The sequence below is a fragment of the Pseudohalocynthiibacter sp. F2068 genome, from assembly GCF_023015645.1.
Lineage (GTDB): Bacteria > Pseudomonadota > Alphaproteobacteria > Rhodobacterales > Rhodobacteraceae > Pseudohalocynthiibacter > Pseudohalocynthiibacter aestuariivivens.
In genome coordinates, this window is sequence record NZ_JALKAK010000002.1 from 129,188 (window position 1) to 151,935 (window position 22,748).

Genomic DNA, 22,748 nt, shown 5'->3' on the forward strand with positions numbered 1-22,748 from the left:
CATGGCGAACAGCATTATTTTTGACCCCCTTTTACCCTGGAGTATCTTGGCTTCAGTTTCTGCTGTTATGGTGATCGCGCTTTGCTTTGCGCTTTGGCGTGGATTGGCGGGCTGGCCGTTGCGTGGCTGTGCAGTATTGATTTTAACCGGGGCTCTTTCGAACCCGTCCTGGCAACAAGAAGAACGCGAAGCTTTGTCTGATATTGTGCTGCTCGTGGTCGACAGCACCGCGAGCCAGGGAATTGGCGAACGAAGAGAGCAGAGCGCCGCGGCGCTTGAGCGAATGAAAGAACGCATAGAGGCGCGCGCAGATACAGAGTTGCGTGTTGCTACGCTGCTCGATGGTGAAAGAGACACCGGATCATTGCTGATGGCCGCGTTGTCTGAGGCCCTGGCAGATATACCAAGCGATCGGTTGGCAGGTGTGTTTCTGCTAACGGACGGGCAAATTCACGATGCTGAACTCGCACCTGATTTACCTGCGCCGCTTCACGCATTGTTGTCAGGACGCGCGACAGATTGGGACCGTAGGCTTGTTGTAAAAAACGCGCCCGCCTTTGCCATCCTGGGTGAGCAGCTAACGCTCACGCTTAGGATTGAAGACCAGGGAGCGGTGCCTCTGGGTATACGACAAACCGCTGATCTGCACATTTCAATAGACGGGCAGGACCCGCAGGTATTTGAAATTCCTATTGGGGAAAATCTGGATTTGCCTCTGACCTTGCCCCATGGCGGGATGAATACCTTGCAGTTCAGCACACCCGAAATGCCCGAAGAGCTTACGGACCGGAATAACGCCGCGATCGTTCAGATTAACGGGGTGCGAGACCGTTTGAGGGTTTTATTGGTCTCTGGCGAGCCGCACCCCGGTGAGCGTACATGGCGTAATTTGCTGAAGTCAGACAGTTCAGTTGATCTGGTGCACTTCACGATTTTACGGCCACCTGAAAAGCAGGATGGCGTGCCCGTGAACGAGTTGTCGCTGATTGCGTTTCCAACGCGTGAGCTGTTTTTGGAGAAGATTGACGAGTTCGATCTTATCATTTTCGACCGCTACAAGCGGCGCGGGATATTGCCGGAAATTTATCTGGAAAACGTGCGCCGATACGTTGAACGCGGGGGTGCGGTTCTGGTTGCGGCAGGTGTTGATTTTGCATCGGCTGACAGTCTTTATCATTCGCCGCTAGCGCAAATTTTGCCTGCGCGACCAACGGCACGGGTGATCGAAGAAGGGTTTACACCACAGATTTCGCTAACAGGTCAAAGGCACCCCGTAACCGAAGGGCTCGAGACTTTTGCCCCGGAACGGGAGAACGTCGAACCTGGTACAGGTCCCGGATGGGGAAGGTGGTTCAGGCTCGTTGAGTTGCAGCCGTCCGAAAGCGGACAAACCGTTATGACCGGGACAGAAGATAAACCATTGCTCGTACTTGATCGAGTTGGCGAAGGTCGTGTTGCGCTATTGGCATCGGACCAGTCATGGCTTTGGACACGCGGGTATGAAGGAGGCGGACCACAGCTTGAGCTACTACGCAGGTTAGCGCATTGGATGATGAAAGAACCGGAACTTGAAGAAGAAGCGCTTTGGGCTGAAGCACGCGGTCAATCGATGACTGTTATCCGGCGAACTCTCGAAGATTCTGCTGCTGATGTTGAGATCACAACGCCAGGTGGCGAACTTGTGACTGTGCCCATGGCGCAAACTGCCCCAGGACGCTACCAAGCTGATTTTGATGGACCGGAGATTGGGTTGTACCGTCTTTCGGATGGTACGAAAGACGCAGTCATTGCGCTTGGCCCGGCTGCGCCGCGCGAGTTTGTGCAAACGATTGCAACTGGTGATGTCCTGGCACCAGTCGTTGACGAGACCCGAGGTGGGGTTGTTAAGCTTGAAGAGGGTCTTCCGGGTTTGCGGAATGTACGCTGGGGCCGCCCGGCAGCCGGGCGAGGCTGGGTCGGTCTGACCCCACGCGGCGCTTATCTGACCACAGATGTGACTGTTCATCCCCTATTGCCGGCGTGGCTGTCTTTGCTCTTAGCCGCAGCGTTTATGCTTGGTGCCTGGCTGCGCGAGGGGCGACGGTAACGATTATTGAGGCGCGTTCCGCGCCACATCTTCTGGCACTTCGTGCAGATTTGCGCTCCGCGCGGGGATATTTTTGGAAGAAGAAATTGCTTCTTTCCAAATGATCAGTTGAGCTATGGCAATTTGAACTCTGTCCGTGACTCTGCCCAGCCTTCTACATTGGTGCGCGCACGTATGTAGACTGTTGTTATGTTATCGGGAATCACGATCCCGGACTGGGAGCGCGTAAAGGGCTGCTCTGTAACATGTGGATGCCCCAGTACGCGAATTCCAAGCTCCTCACCGTCAGATGTTTCGATACGCCAACCGTCTGCGTAGTCGTCCCAACCGGTGTCTTTGTGGCGTAGTGTTACTGAAAACGTCCAGCCCAATGCTGTAGGCGTTGCGGTGATCTGCTCAACAGAGGGTGCGTCTGCGAGGGAAGGTGTCGCAACAAGTGACAAGAGCAATGCGAGATATTTCATTCTTTGGACGTGTCCTGTGTATGTGACGGTAAAAGAATTGTGCGTGAATGAGAGGCGAACTCGCGCCGCCACAGCATGATCAGCGTTATCGCGACCGCAACGATGAGTGCCCATGCGCCAAGTAACCAAGCGACGGCCGACAGGGCAAAATAGATAGATCGCATGCCGCGGTTGAAACTGCGCGATGCCGTAATGTTTATTTCTGCAGCCTGTGCTGCCCGAACCGCTGCGTCTGGGTCTGTCGGGTCATTGGGAACAGACGCCATGACGACAGCACAATACCCGAACAGACGGAGCGACCATACAAATTTCAGAAACGCGTTGGCAACGAAAAGTAAGATGACCAATAGTTTAACTTCCCAAACGATTGCCGGAGCCGCCTGAAGGGTCAGGTCGCTGGCGACTCCAAGCAGGCTTTCAGTATTTCCAATCAGAGCAAGCCCACCGCCAATTGCTATCATACAGGCTGACGCAAAAAATGATGCGCCCTGCCGCATAATTGAGAGGATATTTGAATCAAAAATGCGTGGATCGCGTGTTATAAGTTGTTCAAACCATGCGCGCCGATAGTCAGCCATCAATGTAGCGACCGAGGGTCGTTTAGCACCGGGGTTTTCGATAAGAAGATCAATACCCGCCCATGCAATGACAAGAAGGCAAACGGAGAAAACATCAAGCGCATTGAAAAACTGTAGTCGTTCGATAAGTTCCATGTTTGCACTCTAGTCTTAAGGGAATCTACTTGCCAGACGTGAAAATTGGTTATATTTAATTACCAATTATAGTGTTGAGACCAATTATAGTGTTGAGTTGGAGACTGCTGATGGAGATGCCGACCCCTGATCCGGCCATATTGGCTAAGAAGGAAATTATTGTGGCGCGGCTGCGCGAAGTGCTGCCGCATGACGCGGTGATTGACGCTCCGGAAGAGACGCGCGCTTATGAATGCGATGCACTGACGGCTTATAAGTGCCCGCCTCTCTGCGTGGTCTTGCCTGCATCCACAGAAGAGGTGTCAGCGGTTTTAAAGGTTTGTCAGGCCGAAGGGGTCCCCGTGGTTCCACGAGGGTCTGGTACGTCTCTGGCAGGCGGCGCATTGCCAACTGCTGACTGTGTCATTTTGGGTGTGGCACGGCTGAATGAAGTGTTAGACACAGACTACGAAAACAGGACGATACGGGTTCAGAGCGGGCGCACGAACCTGAGTGTTTCCGGGGCGGTCGAAGAAGAAGGTTTCTTTTACGCGCCAGATCCTTCGTCTCAGCTAGCCTGCGCAATTGCAGGTAATATTGCTATGAATTCAGGTGGAGCGCATTGCCTGAAATACGGGGTGACGACAAACAATCTGCTTGGCGTTACACTTGTGCTTATGGACGGCACGGTCGTTGAGATTGGCGGTGCGCATCTTGACGCTGGTGGCTTGGACTTGCTGGGCCTGATCTGTGGGTCCGAAGGTCAGCTTGGTGTTGTAACGGAAGCGACGTTGCGGATATTGCGTAAACCTGAAGGGGCACGGCCTGTCTTGATGGGGTTCGACAGTAACGAAGTTGCGGGGGCCTGCGTCAGTGACATCATTAAGGCAGGTGTTTTACCAGTCGCAATTGAATTTATGGATCGGCCTTGCATACGTGCGTGTGAGGCCTTTGCCGGGGCGGGTTACCCGGATGTCGAAGCCTTACTTATTGTTGAAGTCGAAGGGTCAGGCGCGGAAATTGAACATCAGTTGGGACTGATCATGGAAATTGCCCGCCGCCATAACCCTGTTGAGTTGCGCGAAAGTAAATCTGCCGAGGAAAGCGCAAAAATCTGGCTTGGGCGCAAATCTGCATTTGGCGCGATGGGTCAGATCAACGATTACATGTGTCTGGATGGAACAATTCCGGTGACGAGCCTGCCGTTCGTTCTGCGCAGGATCGGCGAGTTGTCGAAAGAATACGGGCTTGATGTGGCGAATGTTTTCCATGCAGGTGACGGAAACATGCACCCGCTTATTTTGTTTGATGCGAATAAACCCGGAGATTTGGAACTGTGCGAAGAATTCGGCGCAGATATTCTGCGGCTATGCGTTGAGGCAGGGGGGTGTCTGACCGGAGAACATGGGGTTGGTGTGGAAAAGCGTGACCTTATGTACGATCAGTTTACCGCCGAGGACATTGAAGTTCAGCTTCGGGTGAAAGATGTGTTCGATCCGGAATGGTTGTTGAACCCGGCTAAAGTTTTTCCACTGAAGTCGACAGCGTCGCGGAGAGCCGCGTGAGACCTTGTTTAGGCTACAGACGGGGGCTTTCTGCCCCCTCTTGCCCTTACGGGCAATTCACCCCCGAGGATGTATTCGGGAAAAAGAAATTCAAGGAAGTGTGTAATGCGCCCGGATAATGAAGCAAATCTGGCAGAAATGATCTGGGATGTTCAGGAGTCCGTTCGCATTCGGGGTGGTGGAACGCGCGCTGTTGGATTCGTTGCTGAGAGCGATTTACTGGATCTGTCAGGACTGTCTGGTATCACATTATATGAGCCGGGCGCGCTGACAATGGTTGCGCAGGCAGGCACTCCTTTGGCAGAAATCGAGGCAGCACTTTCTGCTGAAGGCCAGCGGTTGGCGTTTGAGCCTATGGATCACCGTGGTTTGTTGAGCACAAAGGGAACGCCCACAATTGGTGGTGTCGTTGCTGCGAATGTTTCCGGCCCGAGGCGTATTCAGGTTGGTGCAGCGCGCGATTTTTTGCTTGGCGTTCGATTTGTGGATGGGCAGGGTACGGTTATCAAAAACGGCGGCCGCGTCATGAAGAATGTGACCGGGTACGATTTGGTTAAGCTCTTGGCTGGTAGCTACGGCACGCTTGGCGCAATGAGCGAGGTTTCATTCAAAGTGCTGCCGAAAGTAGAAAGTACAGGTGTCGTTTTGATAAATGGTCTGAGCGACAGAGACGCGGTGCGCGCACTTTCGCAGGCCTTAGGCTCACCTTATGAAGTTTCCGGCGCAGCTCATGCGCCGAAGGGGATTGATGGGCATCCGGTGACAATGATCCGGCTGGAGGGTTTTGAGAATTCGGTTTCCTATCGTTTAGCTGAAATGCAGAAATTATTGGGTGGTTTTGGTGAAACTGTGGTCGAAAGAGACCCAGAAAGAACCACAGCTGGCTGGAAATGGGTGCGTGATGTTGAAGCATTTCACAATCAGGAAGGGGATGTTTGGCGAATTTCTGTCAAACCTTCCGATGCACCGGAGCTCGCAGCGCGCGCAGAGGCTGATGGGGTTTTGTATGATTGGGGCGGCGGTCTGGTATGGGTCCTTTTGCCAAAAGGGACAGACCTGCGTGCGCGTCTCGGGGAATTTGGTGGCCATGCAACGCTCGTTCGCGCGGACGACAAAACCAAAAAACAGCTTGGAACATTTCATCCGGAACCTACCCCGCTGGCCGCAATCAGCGCAGGATTGCGCGCGAAATTTGACCCCAACGGAATTTTCAATCCGGGCTTGATGGGTTGATTGAATTGAAGTGTCCCAACGGGCGTGACGGGTTTTTCTGAGGAACGAAATGCAAACCAACTTTACCCCTGAGCAGATGAAAGACCCGGCGATAGAGCGTGCGAATGAGATTTTGCGCAGTTGCGTACATTGTGGTTTTTGTACCGCGACATGTCCGACATATCAGGTGCTTGGGGATGAGCTTGATTCACCGCGTGGTCGGATTTACCTGATCAAAGAAATGCTGGAAACTGGCCGGCCAGCCGATGAGAAGACGGTTAAACATATTGATCGCTGTCTTTCCTGCCTTGCCTGCATGACGACCTGCCCGTCCGGGGTGCACTACATGCATCTGGTTGATCAGGCGCGTGCCTACATTGAAAAGACGTATAAGCGGCCCTTTTCGGACAGGGCGCTACGGTGGTTGCTTGCGCGCATTCTTCCCTATCCAACGCGGTTTCGTTTGGCCTTGCTTGGCGCAAAGATCGGACGACCTTTCGCTGGTTTGATGCCGGATGCGCGCCTTAAAGCGATGCTCGAGATGGCGCCGAAGAAAATTCCGCCAGTCAGCCGCAATGATGATCCGCAGGTTTTTAAGGCGATCGGGGAGCGTAAGAAACGTGTCGCGCTTATGACGGGCTGTGCACAAAAGGCGCTTAATACCGATATCAACGATGCCACCATCAGGCTGCTACAGCGGTTAGGTTGCGACGTGGTGATTGCGCGCGGAATGGGGTGTTGTGGGGCTTTGGTGCATCACATGGGCAAAGAAGAAGAAAGTCACGAGGCCGCTGCAAAGAACATTTCGGCATGGATGGCAGAGGTGAAAGGTGACGGTCTGGATGCGATTGTCATCAACACCTCCGGATGTGGCACAACCGTCAAAGACTATGGACATATGTTCCGCAATGACCTGTTGGCTGCGGATGCTGCAAAGGTGTCGGAACTGGCGATGGATGTGAGCGAAGTTCTGATGCAACTCGATCTGCCTGAAGGTGCGGACAAAGGTTTACGCGTTGCCTATCATGCAGCTTGTTCATTGCAACATGGCCAGCAGATCAAAACGTATCCCAAAACACTATTGAAACGCGCTGGGTTTACAGTTTTGGAGCCGGCCGATGCGCATCTTTGCTGCGGCTCGGCAGGGACTTACAACCTCATGCAGCCGGAAATTTCCAAAGAACTGAAAGCACGAAAAATAAAAACCCTTGAGGCAAAGACACCGGATATCATCGCAGCTGGAAATATCGGGTGCATGATGCAGATCGGTTCGGGAACAGAAGTTCCGATTGTGCATTCAGTCGAATTGCTGGATTGGGCGACAGGCGGCCCCAAGCCCCCGGCTCTCAGCGAAGAGGGTAAGAAGCACCCCCCGAATGTGCCAATTCTAAGATAGATTTCTGCCGTAATCCTGCCGTAAGCACCCACTAGTGTGGCTTGGTTATAGGAGAGATCATGCGCGTTTTTCTAACAATTTTTGCATTTTTACTGAGCTTTTCGACATCTGCCTTTGCAGAGGACCCAAGCCCATTGCGTCAACTTATGACAGGCGATGACAGTCGCGGTTGGGAAGCCGTCGGAAGATTGAACATTGGAAGAAGTGGCATGTGCACCGGTGCGTTGATTGCGCCAGATCTGGTGCTTACCGCGGCCCATTGCGTTTATGACAAACATACCCACCGCATGGTTGACGCAACTCAGATTGAGTTTTTGGCCGGGCTTCGCAACGGCCGTGCCTCTGCCTATCGCTGGGTGGAAAGCGCAATGGTACACCCCGACTATTTTTACGATCCGGATGGCCGCCCTCAAATGCGTAACGATATTGCACTGCTTCGGCTGGTTCAACCAATTCGAAACGGTTCAATTGTACCTTTTGAAACCTATGATCGCCCTTCAAAGGGTGATGAGGTTGGTGTTGTGTCCTATGCCCATGATCGTATGGAAACACCAGCATTTCAGGAATCCTGCTTTGTCCTCGCGCGGCAGTCAGGTACACTTGTTATGTCTTGTGACGTAGATTTCGGGTCTTCGGGCGCCCCTGTGTTCACAATTGTTGATGGCATCCCAAAGATCGTATCCGTTGTTTCTGCTAAAGCAGAGCTTGATACCAGGCGTGTGGCGATTGGCGCTTCTCTTGATGGTGCACTTCCTGAATTGCTGCTCGCTATGCAAAACGATTTGCGTCCCCCAACGCCGGAAGGTCCGGTTATCCGGCGTATCGGCCAAGGCCGCGCGCAGCAAGGATCAGGCGCAAAATTCGTACGTCCATAGGGGACTTGAAAGCCGATTTTTTCGACATATTTTATGTGTAGCAGGTGCCGAAGGTCGGGCCTGTTACATGCGAATGCCTGTCCAATGTGGAAGGCAGAACTGTTGTTGCTCTAAGGAGGATAACCATGCGAGCTTATGATTTTTCACCACTTCACCGCGCGACTGTCGGTTTTGATCAAATTGCTGATTTGATGGACCGTGTTTTGACAAGCGATGTAAGCCAACCAACCTATCCCCCATATAATATCGAAAAAACAGCTGATGATGCGTATCGTATTTCGTTGGCCGTTGCAGGGTTCACTGACGCAGACCTGAATGTCGAAGTTCGTGACAACGCACTGATCGTTTCAGCCCGCAAAGAGAAGGATGAAACGCAGCGGGCCTTTTTGCACAGGGGTATCGCGACACGTGCGTTTGAGCGGCGATTCCATCTTGCAGACCATATGCGTGTCACAGGTGCGAGCCACGTTGATGGAATGCTTCATATCGATCTGATCCGCGAAGTGCCCGAAGCCCTGAAGCCGCGCCGTATCGAAATTGCGTCGTCAGGTGCAAAAGTGCTCGAAGCAGCTGAGTAATCTAGTGCTTTAAATTGTTGTTAAGGCGCGCCGTTTCGCGGCGCGTCTTTTTTGATGCGTTCCAAGCCCCTGATCTCTGTGGTAAGGAACGAAAAGTTGATCCAATCTGAGAATTTTAATTCCTATGAAGCCTTTTCTGATCCTGCAACTGCGCCCTGAACCGGAAGCCTCTGACAGTGAATTTGCAGCCTTTCTGAAAAAGGGTGAACTAAGCGAAGATCAAGTTCACAGAATTCGACTGGATCAGGAGGATATCCCGCAAAACCTGGACCTTGATTGTTTTTCGGGGATCATCGTTGGCGGTGGGCCCGGATGTGTAAGCGACCCCCTTGAAAAAAAATCCGAAACAGAAGCACGGATAGAGCAAGCAGTTTTAGGCGCAATGCCAAAAATTATTGAGCACGACATTCCCTTTCTTGGATGTTGTTATGGTATTGGTGTGCTCGCTCATCATTTAGGGGCGACAGTCAGCAAAGAAAAATATGGCGAAGAGGTTGGAACCGCTGAATGTTCGGTGACGAACGAAGGTCGTAATGATCCTCTGCTTTCTGATGTCCCGGAAAACTTCGGGGCCTTTGTTGGTCATAAAGAAGCGGTGCAGGAATTGCCCAAAGGATGCACTCATCTGCTGTCGTCCCCAACCTGTCCGTTTCAGATGATCCGCTACAAAGAAAATATTTATGCAACCCAGTTTCATCCAGAGGCGGATGGCGCGGAATTTGAAGCGCGTATTCATATTTACAAGCACAGAGGGTACTTTCCACCTGAAGACGCGGATCGGCTAATAAAACTTTGCCGGTCAGCAGATGTTCACGCACCAGAGGCGATTTTGCGGAATTTCGTAAACAGATACGCAGACGTCACCTGATTTCTTTATTCTGAAAATATCCCCGCCGGAGGCAAAATCCTTTGAAAGGATTTTCTGCTCTGCCACCGACGGGTCGCTTTAGATTGCCCTGTATCTACATCATTTCGATGAAAGCGTTTCAGCAAGGCGCATCAGTGTCACCGCTTCGCTGCGATACCCAAAGCTGTCGTCACCACGTGCGTCAGACGCCAGAGCAATCGCATCAGTATAAGTCCAGTCTCCGATGTAAGTACTGTTCCTCAGTAATTGGCCGAAACCGGCGATGGCGCTGGCAAACAAGATGTCTTCAGAAACAATACCAAGATCTTGCTGAATCGGTGTTTCGATCAGGTGGCTCACGTCCTCGCCCGGTGTTTTGTAGCGCAGCTTCAGAAACCCAAGCTCGGCAGAGCCGTTTGTCTCAGGTTCAGGTGCATAGCGCAGCGCATCGGTCAGAACAGCGTCAGAGCCAACAGGCGTTACTTCGTAAATCGCCGTCACTGAATGCCCTGCACCAATCTCACCCGCATCAACGGCATCATTGTTGAAGTCCTCGCGCCGCAAAGCACGGGTTTCATAACCAATCAACCGATATTCGGCAATCTGTGCCGGGTTGAACTCGACCTGAATTTTCACGTCGTTGGCAATTGGGAACAGTGCGCCGGAAAGCTGGTCAACCATCACCTTTTGGGCTTCTGACAAAGTGTCGATATATGCGGCCTGTCCGTTTCCGTTTTGCGCCAGCGCCTGCATGGTTGCATCATCCAGATTTCCGCGACCAAAACCTAAAACCGAAAGATAGGTGCCACTGTCGCGCTTGCCTTCGATATAGGTTTTCAATTCATCTGGGTCGTAAATTCCGACATTAAAATCACCGTCTGTTGCCAGGATTACCCGGCCAATCTCCCCGTCTTTTGACATGCCTTCGGCGACGGCATAAGCCTGCTGCAATCCAGCCTGCCCAGCGGTTGAACCACCGGCGCTGAGGTTGTTAAGCGCTTCCATTATTGTTGCACGCTCAGACGCAGGGGTTGGCTCAAGCACCTGCCCGGCACTGCCTGCATAGGTCACGATAGCAACCTGATCTTCCGGGCGCAGTTCTGTCAGCATCAACCGGAAACTCTGAATCAGTAGTGGCAGCTTGTCGGGCTGATTCATTGACCCGGAGGTGTCGATCAGAAACACCAGATTAAGGGGTGGGCGTTCTTCAGCCTCAGGAAGCTGACCCTGAATGCCGATGTGAACCAATTTGGTGCCTTCGTTCCAAGGGGTCGGCAGTACGGTCACGGTCTGGTTGAACGGAACATCCCCCTCTGGGCCCGCATAGGCATAGGGGAAATAGTTCACCATTTCTTCAACCCGGACAGAATCTGGATCTGGCAAATAACCATTCATCAGCGAAGACCGGACAACGGAGTAAGAGGCCGTGTCGACATCAATCGAAAAGGTCGAGACCGGGTTTTCCGACGTGATTTGAAGCGGGCTGGTTCCCTCGTTCGAAAACGCCTCTGTGTTTTCTTCGGGCTGAGGCGCAATAGCATCGGCAACAAACCCTTCCACCCTACGTTCGCGGGTAGCTAACGGAGCGGCGGCAAAAAGACCGCCCATAGGGGCTGATTCTCGAGCGACGGGTTCCGACATAAAGGGCTCTTCAACAAATATATCGAGCGCTGCGGAATTAGAGGTTGAATCCGAGAGTGATTGGGTCTGTGAGGGGGTACTTGTACTTGAAGGGGCTTGAAGTTCCTTACTCACATCTTCTTCCACAGCAGCAATTTCTTGCTCTACAACGGGCTCAGCTTGCGCCCTTTGCGAGGTGTCCTGATCCGTACTAACAACGGGTTCAAAAGTGGCGGGTGGCGTCAAAAGCCCTTTGTTCTCTGGGGCTAAAACAAGAACGATAAGCCCGATAGCTGCAAGGCTGGTAGTGGCGGTTAGCGCACCCTTCATGGAAATTGATTTAAGCATCGACATTACTCCTCTCATAAACCCCTTGGTTTCAGGGTGATCAGAGGTAAGACGTGCAGCATCGGTGGATTCTTGGGCGCGAGCGAAATTTTCTTTCGCCATCCGCAGGTTTGCCGCTTTTTTAGCGGGGTCAGGCGCGGGCGTCGCAGCACGCAGTGCGGCTTTCAGAGCGTCGAGGTCGTCAAATTTATCTGTCATGACTGAGCCTCCTTTTCATGAATGCGGCGCAGGTATTTTTTAACTTCGGACATGCGCCAGGCAACGGTGCCTTCCGATATGCCCAGCACGTCAGCGGCGTCGGATTGGGACAGCTCTTCACCCAGTATCAGTGCCACGGTGTCGCGCAGGTCAGGTGGCAGGGTTGTCATTGTCTGTGTCAGCCAGTCTATTTCTTGTTGCGTTTCGCGATTTTCCGCGCGACGGTTGACTTCCCAGTTGCCCCAGCCGTCCGCTGCGCGTGCATGGCTCGCCATACGGCGGCGGCGATCATGTGCAGCGTTCACGGTCACCCTGTAAAGCCAGGTGGTAAACCGCGCCGCACCGCGAAACCCATTCAGCTTTGCGGGTAGCGCTGCGCAAATGTCCTGTGTCAGGTCCTCTGCGTCAACGCGACTACCGGTGAGCCGAAAGGCAAAGCCAAACAGCCGGTCATAGTGACGTTCAACAAGCAGCGAGAAGGCAGAAGAATCTCCGCCTGCTGCTGCAATTGCCAAAGCTTCATCACTTGTTTTCATGCGCATCACATTGGGTATGACGCATGGCAAAGGTCAATCCTTGGCAGATTTTTAATTATTTTTGGCAAACAAGCAAAGGGCGCGGCCCAGGGACCGCGCCTTTTCTTACGTTCTGCAGAAATGAACTTGCGTCAGGTCAGCCGATCAGACCGACATGCAGAGATACTTCATCTCCAGATATTCTTCGATGCCGTGGTGTGACCCTTCGCGACCAAGACCGGACTGTTTGACACCGCCGAAAGGCGCAACTTCGGTTGAGATCAGACCGGTATTGATACCAACCATGCCATACTCCAGAGCTTCGGCCACTTTATAAACGCGGCTAAGGTCCTTTGCGTAGAAGTAGGAAGCGAGCCCGAAGATGGTGTCATTGGCCATCTCGATGACCTCTTCCTCTGTTTCAAATTTGAACAGTGGTGCAAGTGGGCCAAAGGTTTCGTCCTGTGCAACCATCATGTCTTGTGTCACGCCGGTTACGATTGTTGGCTCGTAGAATGTACCACCCAGGGTATGTGATTTCCCGCCCGCTGCTAGTTTGGCACCTTTTGATGTAGCGTCTGCAAGGTGCTCTTCGACCTTTGCAACAGCTTCGGTATTGATCAGTGGTCCAGTTGTTGTACCAGCAGTCAGGCCATCGCCGACATTGAGCTTAGCAACCGCTGCTGCCAGCTTCTCTGCAAAGGCATCGTAAACCCCGGCCTGAACGTATATGCGGTTCGCGCAGACGCAGGTCTGGCCGTTGTTGCGGAACTTGCAAATCATTGCACCTTCAACCGCAGCATCAAGATCAGCGTCGTCAAACACGATGAACGGTGCGTTGCCACCCAATTCCATCGAGCATTTCATGACTTGGTCAGCGGCCTGACGCAGCAAGATGCGCCCAACTTCGGTTGAGCCGGTGAATGTCAGTTTGCGCACAGTTGGGTTCTCGCAAAACTCTTTGCCGATCTCGGACGAGCGTGATGAAGGAATGACGGATAAAACGCCTTTTGGTATTCCGGCCCGGTCCGCGAGCACACCAAGCGCCAGCGCTGAAAGCGGCGTTTCCGCAGCTGGCCGCGCAACAAAAGCGCATCCCGCCGCCAAAGCTGGCGCAGCTTTACGTGTGATCATGGCGTTTGGGAAATTCCACGGGGTAATAGAGCCAACAACGCCGATTGGTTGTTTGATTACCGTTATGCGTTTGTCCGGCTGATGGCCCGGAATGGTTTCGCCGTAGGTGCGTTTTGCTTCTTCTGCGAACCATTCGACAAATGAGGCGCCATATATAATTTCGCCTTTGGCTTCGGCATGGGGCTTGCCCATTTCAGCCGTCAGAATTGTTGCAAGATCGTCAGCGTTGGCGATCATCAGGTCAAACCATTTGCGCAGAATGGCGGCACGTTCTTTTGCTGTTTGGGCGGCCCATTTCTTTTGCGCGATGCGCGCAGCTTCGATTGCACCGGCGGTTTGGGCGCGGCTAATGTCGGCAACGGAAACGATCACGTCACCGCGTGCAGGGTTTGACACATCAAAGGTTTCGCCGTTTTCGCCATCTACCCATTCTCCAGCAACATAACCCTTTGTCGCGAGAAGGGCCGGATCGTTAAGCAGATTTGCTAAATTTGTTACGGAATCGAGCATGAATGCCTCCATTTGATCATATTGCGCTGACAAAGCACGACAGGTAAGCCTTGTCCATACCACAAATAGGGGACGCTATAATGACAGATTGGGATGATGCCTATGCAAACAGGGCCTATATTGAAGATGGGGAAAGCTATCCTGACCGCTGGGCAGATGAAGCCAGAGAGTGGCGCGAGGTAGAACATGCGATTGGCCGTGCCCGTTTGAACATTTCGTATGGTGCAGGTGCGCGCGAATTGTTGGATCTATTTTTACCCGCCGGACGACCCGCTGGAATTGTTGTGTTTGTGCACGGTGGCTATTGGCGCGATTTCAACAAATCCTTTTGGTCCCATCTGGCTGCCGGGGCAACAGCACGGGACTGGGCTGTCGCAATGCCGTCTTATACATTGGTGCCCGACGCTCGTATCTCTGAAATCACAGCGGAAATTGCGCGCGCTGTTCATAAAGCCGCTGAACTTGTTGCTGGGCCGATCATTCTGAGTGGCCATTCGGCCGGTGGCCATCTGGTTGCGCGAATGCTGTGCCAGGATATTGTGCTAAGCGAAGACGTGTCACGCCGTTTGCAGCGGGTGGTTCCGATTTCACCTCTGTCCGATTTGCGACCTCTGCTGAAAACAACAATGAACGAAGATTTTCAGATGGATGCTGCTGAGGCTGCGGCTGAAAGCCCGGTGCTGGAAACAAACCCTCGTGATGTTCCTGTGACTGTCTGGGTTGGCGGCGATGAACGCCCGGCCTTTCTGGATCAGGCGCAATGGCTGGCCGACGCATGGCCGCGCGCCGAGGTCGTAGTTGCGCCCGGTCTCCATCATTTCAATGTTATCGAGGGATTGGCAGATTCTGAAAGTTCACTGACAAATGCGCTTTTCGCACTTGCTTAACCTATCTGGGGGAGCTGATTGCGGACCAGCACGGCAGCGTGTCACCGGGCGCGGGAGTTGCGCTGTAAACAGCTCGTGCAATCGCCCGGGCAAGGCAAACTGCCGCCGCATGACCCAGACGCAAAGCGTCAAAGACAGGGTCTGAAAGCGGCTTTTCCCCGGTTGCGGCCGCAAAAACCAGATCACCGTCTAACGGTGTGTGCGAAGGCACGATAGCACGTGCCATGCCGTCATGCGCAGCAGTCGCCATCCTGGTTGCCTGTGCTTGTGTCAGTAAAGCGTCAGTTGCGATGATTGCAATTGTTGTGCTTTCGCCAAGTTTGGCTTCTGGTCTGGGTTCAATGCTGGGATCAAAGTTTTGCACCACCCCAAACCCGCCAAATTCATTATTCATCTCAAAGGGTCCTGCCCAAAACTGCGGCCGGTTGCCAACAGTTGCACTGCCCAGAGCATTGACCGCGACGAGCGCACCAACAGTTACACCACTTTCCAACACCAGCGAAGCAGAGCCAAGCCCGCCTTTCAAAGTCTGGGTGGTTGCCCCGGTACCCGCACCCACTGTTCCAAGCTCAAAGTCCGTGTCAGCCGCTTCAAAAGCTGCATGGCCGAGTGATGAATAGGGGTTTGCAGACCAGTTCTTGTCGCCGCCATTCAGTAGGTCGAACAGGATTGCTGCGGGTACAATCGGCACCTTCTGACCACCCACATCAAAACCCCTGCCTTGCTTGCGCAAGCTATCGACAACGCCCGAAGCCGCATCAAGACCAAAGGCTGAGCCGCCTGAAAGAACAAGCGCATCCACCTCTTGTACCAGCTTGTCGGGTTCAAGAAGGGCCGCCTCTCGTGTGCCAGGGGCGCCCCCCATGATGTGAACGCCTGCGGTAAAGGGTTTGTCGCCCAGCAAAACCGTACAGCCGGTCTTGATTTTCACATCGCTCGCATTGCCAACGCGCAGGCCAGCAACATCGGTGATCAGATTTCTTGCACCGGGCAGAATAACGAAACTCCTTTTTGTTCCTTGTAACTGTTCCAAACTGATGGTGCCCTGTCCAACAAAACCAGTTGATAGGTAGTGTATTTTTTATTCAGTTTCCTAGGTATAACGACGCTTTACCCGTTAACGCGTCTTAAAAAAGCCGCTAGAGATACTCATATCACTCTGAATTCATTTACCAACGAGGAGCAACATGGCCGATTTCGATAACCAAATTCGCGAGTCTCAGGACCAAGTCGCCGAAGCCCAGCAGAAAATCTCGGACCTCACCAGCAGGATCGAAGTTGCCCGCGCCAAGTTGAAATCAGGCGATGATATAACAATCGATATCGAAAATGCCTCGCTCGAAGATGTTCATGCCCACACCGAAGCGATGAACGCCAATATTGCTGAACTCATTATGGGTTTGGATGATGTGACGGCTGGTTTTTCCAAAGATTTTGATGAGATGCGCAACAAAACCGGGATGGAAAGCTTCATTGGCATTTTCTCTGATGTGAAATCTGAATCGATGCGTCAGGAACGGATGCGCAGCGCCAGTGTCGACGACAAATTGCAGGACCTGATTGGTAAGTCCGACGTTATCGTTCAGCTTCTTGAAGGCCAACTCGCAATTCTGAATGAACAAAAGGACAAGGTTGAAGAAAACCTTACAGATACGCTTGATGAACGGGAAATGACGGTGTCAGAACTCGAGGCTATGAAAGCAGATATTCAGGCTCTTGATCCCAAGATTATCGAACTTGAGAACAAGATCAGCGTCGAACAGGATGCCGCAGCGCGTACCAAACTGGAAACCGAACTGGCAGAGCTAAACGCGCGTTACAACGAGATGGTTCAACAGGAACAGGTGCATCTGGCAAAAAGTCAGACACTGGAACGTTATATTGAAAAGGGCAAAACCTGGGTTGACTCTTTGCAAAACCAGGCGGCGACACAGATGGTACTCATCAACAAGCTGCAAACAGATACAAAGCAGCGTGTGGTTTTATATGATGCGCTGACCAAATCTTTGAAGACCGCGCAGCAACAGGATGTGGCTCACCGCATCAACGAGATTGGTGTTGAGACGGATCAGGAAGCGCAAACCGCAATGGCGGCAATCGGCACGGCAACGAACAAGCGGATGGCCGATATGATGGAAGCACACGAGGACCATATGGTTTTCGCGCGCAAAGTGCTGGAGCAGAAAGCAAAGGCCGATGAAAGATTCGCCAGACGCTTTGGAAAGATCATCGAGAAGCATGACAAAAACCTGTATGGCGCCTAAATGAAAGAAGCCCTGACACGGGATCATGCGGAGCTATCAGATGCCCGTCTTGCGCGACGTTACTTCGCGAAGTTTGAGGCGATCACAGGCCATTTGGGCCGCGTCGCTGCGGAAATGCACGAAGAACGCCGGTTTTCCAAGGCGGATATGACAATTGTCGGGCGCTATCTGCAGGGTATTTCGTGGACATTTCAGGCGCTGGCGAACAAGTACTTGTTAACAGGTCGAGTCGAAGGCCTCCTTGGCGGAGAACTTACCATCGACCGGGTGGAATCCGGGTTTCCGGTGCATGGTGAACTTCTGATAATGGCAAATGACGCGCAGCAAGCCGAACGGCATTTGCGCAATATGCCTGAGGCGTCAGAGTTGAAAGATCATATGATCCGGCAAATTCTGAGCGAACTGACGATACCGACAAAGCTGCAATTTGCGATGTCGCAGCGGCTTTACTACGAGGAACTTCTAACCGGAGAGCTGTTTTGGGCTCAAAACGACCCAGAGGCGCTTTGGCAAGGAACAGTCGGCGACGAACGGCGACATTTTCTTGTTCATTGGGCGGTCTATGATAGCCAGGTTAACCTGCCGACGATTTACCTTATGGATGTTGAAGATTCCGGCCGGACGGCACTACCAAAAGATCAGCGGCGGTGGCCGGAAGCGCAGCGCCATCTGATGGCGCAGGGGATGGGTGGGCTGAAACTTCTGACCATTGCGAAGGGTTTTGATCAAGACTTTGATGATCTGCACCCCAAACGCCTGCGCCGTATTCATATTGGCCCGATGTATTCTTCGACCTTCACCAGCCAATCAGGCCCCATTCGTGAAGTTCTTGAAAAAGCGAACGCGCCTGTGGGGGATGACTGGGCACTGGCCTGGACTGTGGAGGAACTCGAAAGTGAACGCGTCACCGAAGAGCGCAGCGGATGGTTTGGGACGGTTGAACGCGAGATATTTGCACTTGATCCTTTTTCAGGTCGTGGCGTGGATACGGGCGCTACCCGTACTGAACGCGCGATTATCCTTCCGCAACGCCCCTACCAGGTGCTTGATGAAATGTCGCCGCCCGGGTTCCGAAGTGTTCGTAAGTTTGTTGTCAGTCCAAATGGACGGGTGTTGAGCTACAGGTGATCATGTACTTTACCAGTTTCCATAAATATCCCCGCCGGAGGCAAGAAAGTTTTTATGCCTCCGGCGGGGATATTTAGCGGATAAAGAATGAGGAAAAACAATGAGCCTTTCGTCGGATCAGATGGAACTGCGGGAAGAGGATATTCGCAAGCATTATGATGCGGCGGCCTTGATGCTGGAAGGTTTCGATCACACGCCGCGCATTGCGAAACCGAAAGTGGTTTCTGCGTCACCGGAACGATCACCAGGAATTGGGTCGCGCAGACGGTTTCGCAGCACGACGCCGGGGCTGGTAACCCGCTCCACAGCGCGGCCTGAAGGGGTGCGCCTGATTGACCGGATCGAAAGCGCGGATGGGAAAGACCCACTGACGTCTCCCTTGCAGGCAAGTATTTTGCAGGGGTTGCGTCGTGCGCTCGCGATTGCGCTGGCAGTTGGTGAAAACTACGCCGAGCAAACCGGGCTTGCCGCGCTAAAGCGCGAGAACCTGAATGGAAGCCTTGCGAAGTCAAAGTCTGCCGAGTTTAGCGAGATGTTGAGCGGTGAGGCGCTTGTCACCGCCCATGTTTTTGCAAACGGTCTGGTGTTTCTTCTGTCGCCGTATCTTGGCGAAACGAGCGCCGAGATTGGCGAAGTGGAAGAAGTGCTCACTGACAACGGTCAATTGGCGCTGCATGGCGCACTCTGGGAGCTTGATCAGGAAATCGCAACATTCGCGAAAGACGAGCCTACGCTGATTGCAGTGGTAATGGCCTACGGCGAACAGTTGATGGAGAAGGTCGCGTTGCGCGCACAAAACGCCGGGCGTCTGGCGCCATTCAGTGGCGTGAGTTACCGAGTCGAGGCGGATGATTTCACCATTTCCGGCTTCACCCCCGCACGGCGGGGAAAGAGCACGACCCTGACAATGACCTTCAAAAAACCAAACGAGGTCGTGGGGAACCACATCGCCAAATATCAGGCTATGAAGCTTAGCAAAATGATCATGGCCTATGACTTTGAGCGCAAGCTGAACCCTTTTGCTGAAATGGGCGGCTTTATCTTCACCTTCATGGGCGATGGAGCACCGGGCACCGGGAAGACCACGCTGATCCAGATGATGGCCGGCCTGATCAACGCGTATTGTCAGAACGCAGGGTACCCGTTTCGCTATCAGAACCTCAGTACGGACAATATCGACAGCTATCAGGGCAAGTCCGGGCAAAACGCCAAGGCATTTATCAACAACATCATTGATCCCAATGTGATCGGCTTTGGCACGATTGATGACATCGATCAGTTGGCAGGCAAGCGCGGCGACCGCCAGTCAAGCGCAGGACAACTGGAAATCACGGCTGTTCTGATGGAGAGTTTTGCCGGGGCCAACACGGTGGTGCGTGGCAATTGCACTTTTGGGATGTTCTCGAACTATCCTGAGAACGTGGATGACGCGCTGCGCCAAAGGGCCGGGGCACGTTTTCTGGTTGATGGCCCGCAGACCCGGGACGACTATATCGACATTCTGTACCTGCTGATGGGCAAGAACCACGACATCCCTGTTGGCAAGCATGATCTGTTTGCAGCGCAAGAGATCAAAAAGGCGGTTGCGGCAAGCTTTGAGGCGCATGGACGGCCACATGAAGAAGGACTTTTGAAAGTCTTTGAAAAAGTGCATCAAGAAATTGGGACGCTTGATACGATTACCAAGCTCGGTACGTACCTAAGGGGTATTCAGGAGGCTGATCCGCGGTTCACTGGCCGCGCGATCAAGAACATCACAGACGCCGTAAAGGTGCGCGCGATGGATTTTGAATTGCCGGATGAATGGATGGAAAACCCGGACCTGTTTTTGTTCAAACCCTATGACGAAAAGCTGGGTATGATTAACGATATGCGCCAGCCGATAACGGTTGAGATGGTGATACAAGAGATCAACCGCTACGCGGATTCCGAGTTCCGTTATGCAGATAAATCGGATGAGGTTGCAATTGAGAACGCCGTTCGGGAAATGGGCCGAATGGAAGAGGCCAAGCGGCGGTATCTGGAGGGGAAGAGTGGATAAAAAAGCCTTAGTCCATTTGGATGAGATAAGCCTCTCTTGGGAGGAATTGAAAGAATTGCCGAACGATCATCTGGCCGCAATAGCAGTTCTTAGTTATGCAGTGAGCGAAACGAACGCATTGTCTCGCATATATCTTTGCCAATCTCACGAGTATTTGGGCGAAAAGGCGATTGACAGTGCTTCTAACGTACATCGATTCATGATCATTCGTAGCTGGAGTTCACGCCTATTTGAAATCGAACAATTCTTGAGGTTTGGTGGAAAGAAACCTGAGACTTCAGATGAACTGTTGAAAGAGTTAGCTGACGCGGCTCTCGAAAGACTCAAAGAGATTAGCGTCGGTGAAGGATTTGAGGTGGCGCGTGATATTCGGAACGAAGCGACCAATCATTATTCCTTCAAGGCAGCAAAAAAGAACCTTTCTAGTGTTCATAACTCTGCTGACTGTAAAATGTATCTTCACCGGCAAAATGGAAATTGTTTTTACCCCTTTGGCGAAGAGGTCATGTTTCATGCTCGCCTAAACAGAAGGTGGAAGCAAATCTCCACAAAACAGGAGCGAGATCGACTGTTCGGACAATGGCTCGATTGGAACATTGCTGCGAACCGCTGGTTAGCTGAGACGCATGCAAACTTCACAAATTCTCTTGTTTTCAAGCCGCTTGATCGTAACGAGGCAAGAAAGAGAGTTTACTGGGTTCCAATTGAATTCGTCGGCAACTACAGCGAAAGATTAACACCTATTTTTTTTGAAAGCCCTGAAAGCAAATGAAACGCCTCATCGAAAAGGGTCTAATGTTCGGCAACCTCGTTGAGGTGACGTCGCCTGCTTTGGTGGAGCGGTACAACCGCGCGCTCGAAAGCCTGACGGGAAAGCGCACAAAGCTGGTCGACTTTCACATCGATATCTCCGGTTATTCGCCGGAAGTCGGGGATGAGTTGGGCGATCATCTTTACCTCAATCAAGGCGGCTGCAACCGGCAGTTCATTTTACTGACGACGGAGCAGAAAACGGCGCCACTGCTCAATGCGCAATTCTCTACCTCGCGTGGGATATTGCGACAGTTTATTGAAGATAATCAGCCACAGCTATTTGCACTGACGGCACGTGACGCGGTTGCAGGGGAATTGTTGAACTCTGTCTATGACGTCTCTGAACCTGCAAAACTGTTTGATATTCGCCAGATTGCGATTGAGGCGGATACCACCAAGGCACATGTTGCTGGTGCGAAAAAGCTGACCAAACTGATTGAGCGATTCAGGCGCGAAGACGAGGCATGGTGGGACGATCTGCTGATTGCCGAGATGATCGGGCTTGCCAAGAAAACGGGTGACGTAACACGCCAACCGATCCGCCTGAAGTCAGTAACATTTCGGCAGGATAATTTCTGGACCAAACATTTTGGCGGGCTATATGTTTTTCGCGCTGTTGAGCATCCGGCGGCAATTGCTGCGGGGAAAAAAGCGGAACTTGGAAAGTTACCGATCGACTATGTTTTCAGCTTTGAAGACCGGAACCAGATTGCCAGATTTCTTGAAATCAATGAATTGGTTGAACCAATTGTAAAGGCGCCGGGAATCAACGCCGCCGCGATTTTGCAGCAAAAGATGGATTTTATCATTGTCGCTGTCGCGTCCGAAAAGGGCGAAGACCTGAACCGCGCCAGCCGCCGTGATTTGCGCGCCCTTGCGCGCGCCTACAGTAAAGACCTGCCAGAGGAGTTTCATGGATTGGCAGCCCTTCAGCGCTGGGCAGAGGGCGGAGGGAAATGGCCGCGCATTAATTCTGCCCATCCGGCATATTTCTATACGCTCCGGGCAAAGCCGCATGCGGACCGTGATCTTGTGAACCGGTTGCTTGCGGATTTGTCGCCTTTGGATGTCCGGCAATTGTTTATCTGCCACAAGGAGAAATTTTACTCGGCTTATGCTGACTGGTCTGACGCCAAGAAAACCTATGTCGCGAATTTTCTGGAAACGGAGTATCAGGTAGATAAGGCGGGTGCGCGCGAGGCATTGTTCGGCACCGACGCCACGATGGAAGAGGAACAGCCAACGGTTGATGTTGTAGATCTGGTCGGTCCTTGGGGCGCAGTGATGAAAGAGAGACGCTGATGTTTTTTCAAATCGCCCGTCTGGCGTTTTTCGGCTTTATCGTTCTGACGGTGCTTTATGTGATCCTATCGTGGTACTCGCGGTCTATCCGGCGCGGAAAGCTGGAGACGGAATTTGATGAAGAGGTTAAAACCGGCGACCGGGATGCTTTTATCAAAGAAGGGTTGGCGCGATACGATAGTTCGCTTCGGCGCAAGCTGATCCTTGGGGTTTACGTCGTGCCTGTTATCGTTGTCGCGGCCCTTATCTACGTTACGAATTTTATGTGAGGAT

Annotated in this window: 20 protein-coding genes; 14 read left to right on the forward strand and 6 right to left on the reverse strand. The window is 52.6% G+C overall.

Annotated elements, in window-relative coordinates; all coding sequences use genetic code 11:
- The first annotated feature begins 1 nt into the window (after window position 1).
- Entirely contained in the window at window positions 2-2,086 is a 2,085-nt protein-coding gene (locus MWU63_RS02990) for a hypothetical protein (RefSeq protein ID WP_213887320.1), read from the forward strand.
- Between the two features lie 113 nt (window positions 2,087-2,199).
- On the opposite strand, the gene MWU63_RS02995 is transcribed toward MWU63_RS02990, so the two are convergent.
- Both MWU63_RS02995 and MWU63_RS03000 read right to left on the reverse strand, forming a co-directional pair.
- A complete protein-coding gene (locus MWU63_RS02995) occupies window positions 2,200-2,550 on the reverse strand; it encodes a hypothetical protein (RefSeq protein WP_213887321.1) in 351 nt (116 codons plus the stop codon).
- Window positions 2,547-3,263: a DUF599 domain-containing protein gene (locus MWU63_RS03000; RefSeq protein WP_213887322.1), complete on the reverse strand. Its 717-nt coding sequence runs from the start codon at window positions 3,261-3,263 to the stop codon at window positions 2,547-2,549. The genes MWU63_RS02995 and MWU63_RS03000 overlap by 4 nt, the downstream gene beginning before the upstream one ends.
- A gap of 110 nt (window positions 3,264-3,373) precedes the next feature.
- On the opposite strand from MWU63_RS03000, the gene MWU63_RS03005 reads away from it, so the two are divergent.
- From MWU63_RS03005 to MWU63_RS03030, 6 genes are all read left to right on the forward strand, one after another.
- Window positions 3,374-4,807 carry an FAD-linked oxidase C-terminal domain-containing protein gene (locus tag MWU63_RS03005; protein WP_213887323.1) on the forward strand — a complete coding sequence of 478 codons (1,434 nt, stop codon included), beginning with the start codon at window positions 3,374-3,376 and terminating at the stop codon, window positions 4,805-4,807.
- A gap of 105 nt (window positions 4,808-4,912) precedes the next feature.
- The gene (locus MWU63_RS03010; RefSeq protein ID WP_213887324.1) at window positions 4,913-6,040 is read left to right on the forward strand and encodes an FAD-binding protein; all 1,128 of its coding nucleotides are present in this window, start codon (window positions 4,913-4,915) and stop codon (window positions 6,038-6,040) included.
- 49 nt (window positions 6,041-6,089) lie between these two features.
- Window positions 6,090-7,415 carry a glycolate oxidase subunit GlcF gene (gene glcF / locus MWU63_RS03015; protein ID WP_213887325.1) on the forward strand — a complete coding sequence of 442 codons (1,326 nt, stop codon included), beginning with the start codon at window positions 6,090-6,092 and terminating at the stop codon, window positions 7,413-7,415.
- Between the two features lie 59 nt (window positions 7,416-7,474).
- Entirely contained in the window at window positions 7,475-8,290 is an 816-nt protein-coding gene (locus MWU63_RS03020) for a trypsin-like serine protease (protein WP_213887326.1), read from the forward strand.
- A 125-nt stretch (window positions 8,291-8,415) separates the two neighbouring features.
- Window positions 8,416-8,868, forward strand: a complete 453-nt coding sequence (locus MWU63_RS03025; RefSeq protein ID WP_213887327.1) for an Hsp20 family protein — start codon at window positions 8,416-8,418, stop codon at window positions 8,866-8,868.
- Between the two features lie 124 nt (window positions 8,869-8,992).
- A complete protein-coding gene (locus MWU63_RS03030) occupies window positions 8,993-9,736 on the forward strand; it encodes a glutamine amidotransferase (RefSeq protein ID WP_213887328.1) in 744 nt (247 codons plus the stop codon).
- Between the two features lie 99 nt (window positions 9,737-9,835).
- On the opposite strand, the gene MWU63_RS03035 is transcribed toward MWU63_RS03030, so the two are convergent.
- From MWU63_RS03035 to MWU63_RS03045, 3 genes are all read right to left on the reverse strand, one after another.
- Entirely contained in the window at window positions 9,836-11,881 is a 2,046-nt protein-coding gene (locus tag MWU63_RS03035) for a VWA domain-containing protein (protein WP_247076936.1), read from the reverse strand.
- Window positions 11,878-12,417, reverse strand: a complete 540-nt coding sequence (locus tag MWU63_RS03040) for an RNA polymerase sigma factor (protein ID WP_247076938.1) — start codon at window positions 12,415-12,417, stop codon at window positions 11,878-11,880. Before MWU63_RS03040 ends, MWU63_RS03035 begins: the two co-directional genes overlap by 4 nt.
- A 144-nt stretch (window positions 12,418-12,561) precedes the next feature.
- On the reverse strand, window positions 12,562-14,040 hold the full coding sequence (locus tag MWU63_RS03045; protein ID WP_213887331.1) for an NAD-dependent succinate-semialdehyde dehydrogenase: 1,479 nt from the start codon (window positions 14,038-14,040) through the stop codon (window positions 12,562-12,564).
- An 80-nt stretch (window positions 14,041-14,120) separates the two neighbouring features.
- Between MWU63_RS03045 and MWU63_RS03050 the strand changes: the two genes are divergently transcribed.
- Window positions 14,121-14,927: an alpha/beta hydrolase gene (locus MWU63_RS03050; protein ID WP_213887332.1), complete on the forward strand. Its 807-nt coding sequence runs from the start codon at window positions 14,121-14,123 to the stop codon at window positions 14,925-14,927.
- 1 nt (window position 14,928) lies between these two features.
- Here MWU63_RS03050 and MWU63_RS03055 read toward each other — a convergent pair whose 3' ends face one another.
- Window positions 14,929-15,960 carry a P1 family peptidase gene (locus MWU63_RS03055; protein ID WP_246531561.1) on the reverse strand — a complete coding sequence of 344 codons (1,032 nt, stop codon included), beginning with the start codon at window positions 15,958-15,960 and terminating at the stop codon, window positions 14,929-14,931.
- Between the two features lie 154 nt (window positions 15,961-16,114).
- Between MWU63_RS03055 and MWU63_RS03060 the strand changes: the two genes are divergently transcribed.
- From MWU63_RS03060 to MWU63_RS03085, 6 genes are all read left to right on the forward strand, one after another.
- Window positions 16,115-17,191, forward strand: a complete 1,077-nt coding sequence (locus tag MWU63_RS03060) for a hypothetical protein (RefSeq protein ID WP_213887333.1) — start codon at window positions 16,115-16,117, stop codon at window positions 17,189-17,191.
- The gene (locus tag MWU63_RS03065; protein ID WP_247076940.1) at window positions 17,192-18,319 is read left to right on the forward strand and encodes a hypothetical protein; all 1,128 of its coding nucleotides are present in this window, start codon (window positions 17,192-17,194) and stop codon (window positions 18,317-18,319) included.
- A 100-nt stretch (window positions 18,320-18,419) separates the two neighbouring features.
- Complete coding sequence (locus MWU63_RS03070; RefSeq protein ID WP_213887335.1) at window positions 18,420-20,360, forward strand: ATP-binding protein; 1,941 nt, start codon at window positions 18,420-18,422, stop codon at window positions 20,358-20,360.
- On the forward strand, window positions 20,353-21,132 hold the full coding sequence (locus tag MWU63_RS03075; RefSeq protein ID WP_213887336.1) for a hypothetical protein: 780 nt from the start codon (window positions 20,353-20,355) through the stop codon (window positions 21,130-21,132). Before MWU63_RS03070 ends, MWU63_RS03075 begins: the two co-directional genes overlap by 8 nt.
- Window positions 21,129-22,475: a DUF6638 family protein gene (locus tag MWU63_RS03080; protein ID WP_213887337.1), complete on the forward strand. Its 1,347-nt coding sequence runs from the start codon at window positions 21,129-21,131 to the stop codon at window positions 22,473-22,475. Before MWU63_RS03075 ends, MWU63_RS03080 begins: the two co-directional genes overlap by 4 nt.
- Window positions 22,475-22,744, forward strand: coding sequence for a hypothetical protein (locus MWU63_RS03085; protein WP_213887338.1), 270 nt, complete (start codon window positions 22,475-22,477; stop codon window positions 22,742-22,744). The genes MWU63_RS03080 and MWU63_RS03085 overlap by 1 nt, the downstream gene beginning before the upstream one ends.
- The last annotated feature ends 4 nt before the right edge of the window (window positions 22,745-22,748 follow it).